Source organism: Mycobacterium sp. 1482292.6 (genome assembly GCF_001672995.1).
GTDB lineage: Bacteria > Actinomycetota > Actinomycetes > Mycobacteriales > Mycobacteriaceae > Mycobacterium > Mycobacterium europaeum_A.
In genome coordinates this window covers 1-4805 of record NZ_LZKV01000062.1, presented here as the reverse complement: position 1 = coordinate 4805, position 4805 = coordinate 1, and the positions used below count along the sequence as shown (strand labels likewise).

General features: G+C 69.1%; 6 protein-coding genes. 5 read left to right on the top strand and 1 reads right to left on the bottom strand.

Annotated elements, in window-relative coordinates:
* From A5624_RS05295 to A5624_RS05280, 4 genes are all read left to right on the top strand, one after another.
* On the top strand, positions 1 to 371 hold a 371-nt coding region (locus A5624_RS05295; protein ID WP_156748836.1), incomplete at its 5' end, for a DUF1731 domain-containing protein.
* A 48-nt stretch (positions 372 to 419) separates the two neighbouring features.
* On the top strand, positions 420 to 1121 hold the full coding sequence (gene lipB, locus A5624_RS05290) for a lipoyl(octanoyl) transferase LipB (protein WP_066862658.1): 702 nt from the start codon (positions 420 to 422) through the stop codon (positions 1119 to 1121).
* Entirely contained in the window at positions 1118 to 2041 is a 924-nt protein-coding gene (gene lipA / locus A5624_RS05285; RefSeq protein WP_066862653.1) for a lipoyl synthase, read from the top strand. Before lipB ends, lipA begins: the two co-directional genes overlap by 4 nt.
* Before the next feature lie 58 nt (positions 2042 to 2099).
* The gene (locus A5624_RS05280; RefSeq protein WP_066862650.1) at positions 2100 to 2852 is read left to right on the top strand and encodes a DUF4191 domain-containing protein; all 753 of its coding nucleotides are present in this window, start codon (positions 2100 to 2102) and stop codon (positions 2850 to 2852) included.
* 247 nt (positions 2853 to 3099) lie between these two features.
* Here the strand turns inward: A5624_RS05280 and A5624_RS05275 are convergent, their stop codons facing one another.
* Positions 3100 to 3522 (bottom strand): RDD family protein, encoded by a 423-nt coding sequence (locus A5624_RS05275; protein ID WP_066862647.1) that lies wholly within the window; start codon positions 3520 to 3522, stop codon positions 3100 to 3102.
* 244 nt (positions 3523 to 3766) lie between these two features.
* Here A5624_RS05275 and glnA point away from each other — a divergent pair.
* A partial coding sequence (gene glnA / locus A5624_RS05270; protein ID WP_066862645.1) for a type I glutamate--ammonia ligase occupies positions 3767 to 4805 on the top strand: 1039 nt, incomplete at its 3' end.

Below are 4805 nucleotides of genomic sequence, written 5' to 3'. Positions count from 1 at the left end.
GCGCCGGGCTCGGCGCCCGGCTGGGCGGCGGACGGCAATACATGTCATGGATCACCCTGGAAGACGAAGTGCGCGCGCTGTTGTTCGCGATCTTCAACCCCGACCTGTCGGGCCCGGTGAACATGACCGGTCCCGCGCCGGTCACCAACGCCGAATTCACCACCGCGTTCGGGCGGGCCGTCAATCGCCCAACGCCGTTGATGGTGCCCGGTTTTGCCATCCGGGCCGCGCTGGGCGAGTTCGCCGACGAGGGGCTGCTGACCGGGCAGCGGGCCATCCCGTCCGCGCTGGAGCGCGCCGGTTTCGTCTTCCACCACAACACCGTGGGCGAGGCCCTCGCCTACGCCACCGCCAGCCGCGACCACGACTAGCGCCACCGGACTCGGTCCGTCCGGCCCGAGCCGAGTACCGTCGCGAACGTGATCGATTCCATCCGGTCCAGCCAGGCCCTGATCGACGTCCGCCCGCTCGGCATCGTCGACTACCGCGTGGCCTGGCAGCAGCAACGCGATCTGGCCGACGCCCGGGTGGCCGGCGGCAACGACACGCTGCTGCTGCTCGAGCACCCCGCGGTCTATACGGCGGGCCGGCGCACCGAACCGCACGAACGGCCGGTAGATGGCACTCCCGTCGTCGACACCGACCGCGGCGGCAAGATCACCTGGCACGGCCCGGGCCAGCTGGTCGGGTATCCGATCATCGGCCTGGCCGAACCGCTCGACGTGGTGAACTACGTGCGGCGGCTGGAAGAGGCGCTGCTCAAGGTCTGCGCCGACCTGGGCGTGGACGCGGTCCGGGTGCCGGGCCGGTCCGGGGTGTGGGTGCCGGGCACCGACGGCCGCCCCGACCGCAAGGTTGCCGCCATCGGCGTGCGGGTGTCGCGCGCGACCACCCTGCACGGGTTCGCGCTCAACTGCGACTGCGACCTGGACGCGTTCGGCGCCATCGTGCCGTGCGGCATCAGCGACGCCGGTGTGACGTCGTTGTCGGCCGAGCTGCGCCGCCCGGTGTCGGTCGAGGACGTGCAGACCGCGGTCGCCGACGCGGTGTGCGACGCCCTGGACGGGGTGCTGCCGGTGCAGGACCACGCGGCGGCCGCGCGCGTAGCATCGGCGCTGTGACTGTCGCACCGGAAGGACGCAAACTGCTGCGCCTGGAAGTGCGCAACGCCGAGACCCCGATCGAGCGCAAACCGCCGTGGATCCGGGTGCGGGCCAAGATGGGCCCGGAGTACACCCAGCTCAAGAGCCTGGTCCGGCGCGAGGGTCTGCACACGGTCTGCGAGGAGGCCGGCTGCCCCAACATCTTCGAGTGCTGGGAGGACCGCGAGGCCACCTTCCTGATCGGCGGCGACCAGTGCACCCGCCGCTGCGACTTCTGCCAGATCGACACCGGTAAGCCCGCCGCCCTGGACCGCGACGAGCCGAGGCGGGTCGCCGACAGCGTACGCACCATGGGGCTGCGCTACGCCACGGTCACCGGGGTGGCCCGCGATGACCTGCCCGACGGCGGAGCCTGGCTGTACGCCGAGACGGTGCGCGCCATCAAGGAACTCAACCCCTCGACCGGCGTGGAGCTGTTGATCCCCGACTTCAACGGCGAGCCCACCCGGCTTGCGGAGGTGTTCGAATCACGCCCGGAAGTGTTGGCGCACAACGTGGAAACGGTGCCGCGCATCTTCAAGCGGATCCGACCCGCCTTCACCTACCAGCGCAGCCTCGGCGTGCTGACCGCGGCGCGCGAGGCCGGGCTGGTCACCAAGAGCAACCTCATCCTCGGCATGGGCGAGACCCCCGACGAGGTGCGCACTGCCCTGGCCGACCTGCACGACGCGGGCTGCGACATCATCACCATCACCCAGTACCTGCGCCCGTCGGCGCGCCACCACCCCGTCGAGCGCTGGGTGAAGCCGGAGGAATTCGTCGAGTTCGCCCGGCACGCCGAGGAGCTGGGCTTCGCCGGGGTGCTGGCCGGACCGCTGGTGCGCTCGTCGTATCGCGCGGGTCGGCTCTACGAGCAGGCGGCCCGCAGCCGCGCCTGACGCCGCCGGCGCCCGGTGGCGGCGTCTGCCCCATAGCGGCCCTACGTATTCTTTGACTATGGCTAGATCCCGCAACGCCGCGCAGAACAAGGCCGCCCGAGCGCAGGCGCAGGCCGCCCGCAAGGCCGCCGCGCGGGAGCGCCGCACCCAGTTGTGGCAGGCGTTCAACCTTCAGCGCCAGGAGGACAAGCGCCTCCTGCCGTACATGATCGGCGCCTTCGTGCTGATCGTGGGCATCTCGGTGGCGGTCGGTCTGTGGGCCGGCGGGCTGACGATGATCACCCTCATCCCGCTGGGCGTGGTGCTGGGCGGGCTGGTCGCCTTCATCGTGTTCGGCCGCCGCGCCCAGAAGTCGGTCTACCGCAAGGCCGAGGGTCAAACCGGGGCCGCCGCATGGGCTTTGGACAACCTGCGCGGCAAGTGGCGGGTGACCCCCGGGGTGGCCGCGACCGGGCATTTCGACGCCGTGCACCGCGTCATCGGCCGGCCCGGCGTCATCCTGGTCGGCGAGGGGACGTCGACACGGGTGCGACCGCTGCTGGCGCAGGAGAAGAAGCGCACCGCCCGCCTGATCGGCGACGTGCCGATCTACGACATCATCGTCGGCAACGGCGAGGACGAGGTGCCCCTGGCCAAGCTCGAGCGCCATCTCACCCGGCTACCGGCCAACATCACCGTCAAGCAGATGGACACGCTGGAGTCGCGGCTGGCCGCGTTGGGGTCGCGCGCCGGCGCGGCCGTCATGCCCAAGGGGCCGCTGCCCAACGCGGGCAAGATGCGCGGGGTGCAGCGCACCGTCCGCCGCCGGTAGCGGCGATCGCAAGCGCGGCGAAGCCGGGCGCGGCGGGTCGCCGCCATCAGGTCAGCGGCGATCGCAAGCGCGGCGAAGCCGGGCGCGGCGGGTCGCCGCCATCAGCTCAGCGGCGATCGCAAGCGCGGCGAAGCCGGGCGCGGCGGGTCGCCGCCATCAGCTCAGCGGCGATCGCAAGCGCGGCGAAGCCGGGCGCGGCGGGTCGCCGCCATCAGCTCAGCCCGGTCAGCCCGGTCAGCTCCTCAGCTCAGCGTCGCACCACGGCCGTCGCGGTCAGCCGATCCTGCATGCCCCGGCCGTCGAAGTCGGTGAACAGCGCCGGGACGACCGTCCCGACCAGCACTCCCCGCACCACCGCCCGGCCAAGGCCGACCAGGTCGCGTCCGTCCAACGTGACCACCTGCAGGCGAAGCGCGAGCTGGCCTGGGGTGAACCCGAACAACCGCACGAAGAGCACGCCCAGCACGAACCAGATCACCAACACCGCGGTGGCCAGCACCGGTTGGGAGAACAGGCCGAAGCGCATGGCCAGCCCGGCCAGCCCGTAGGCGATCAACCAGTCGATCATCAGCGCGCCGAGCCGGCGGCCCATCGGCGCCAGCGATCCCGGGCCACTTTCCGGCAGGCCCAGCTTTTCGCCCGGATATGCGGATCGCGATTCGGCCATCATCGGCGCGGACCGCGGTCCGAATAATCCGCCGGGACGGCCTGGCAAGGAGGGCAGACGGTGCGCCCGGTCACCAGAAAAGATACGATCTTGCGATCCATGGCCCCACAATAGAACCCGCCGCCCAAGTGGCCACTTTTAGCGTGTGGCATGGTCACGTAACGTGCGCGCAACATCGGGTTGACTGACGGGCAACATCTGCTCCATAGCGTCAGGCCGCGGATCTCACCAAGTAAAGGAGCACTCTGTGACGGACAAGACGCCCGACGACGTCTTCAAACTCGCCAAGGACGAGAACGTCGAATTTGTCGACGTCCGGTTTTGTGACCTGCCCGGCATCATGCAGCACTTCACAATTCCGATTTCATTCTTCGACGAGAGCGTTTTTGAGGATGGTTTAGCCTTCGACGGTTCGTCGATTCGCGGATTCCAATCCATTCACGAATCCGACATGCTGCTCCTCCCCGATCCGGCGACCGCGCAGATCGACCTGTTCCGTGAAGCCAAGACGCTGAACCTCAACTTCTTCGTGCACGACCCCTTCACCCTCGAGCCGTACTCGCGCGACCCGCGCAACATCGCCCGCAAGGCCGAGAACTACCTGATCAGCACCGGCGTGGCGGACACCGCCTACTTCGGCGCCGAGGCGGAGTTCTACATCTTCGACTCGGTGAGCTTCGACTCGCGCACCAACGGCTCGTTCTACGAGATCGACGCGATCTCGGGCTGGTGGAACACCGGTTCGCCCAACGAGCTCGACGGTAGCCCCAACCGCGGCTACAAGGTGCGCCCCAAGGGTGGCTACTTCCCCGTCGCCCCCGTCGACCACTACGTCGACCTGCGCGACAAGATGCTGACCAACCTGATCACCGCCGGCTTCAGCCTGGAGAAGGGCCACCACGAGGTGGGTACCGGCGGCCAGGCCGAGATCAACTACAAGTTCAACACGCTGCTGCACGCGGCCGACGACATGATGCTCTACAAGTACATCGTCAAGAACACGGCCTGGCAGAACGGCAAGACCGTGACGTTCATGCCCAAGCCGCTGTTCGGTGACAACGGCTCCGGCATGCACACCCACCAGTCGCTGTGGAAGGACGGCAGCCCGCTGATGTACGACGAGACCGGTTACGCCGGCCTGTCGGACACCGCCCGCCACTACATCGGCGGCCTGCTGCACCACGCACCGTCGCTGCTGGCGTTCACCAACCCCACGGTGAACTCCTACAAGCGCCTGGTGCCCGGCTACGAGGCCCCGATCAACCTGGTCTACAGCCAGCGCAACC

What these genes read in the sequence shown, in the direction of transcription:
- A5624_RS05280 (WP_066862650.1), top strand. Translation starts at nt 2,100, where the DNA reads ATGGCTAGATCCCGCAACGCCGCGCAGAACAAGGCCGCCCGAGCGCAG.
- A5624_RS05275 (WP_066862647.1), bottom strand. Translation starts at nt 3,522, where the DNA reads ATGATGGCCGAATCGCGATCCGCATATCCGGGCGAAAAGCTGGGCCTG.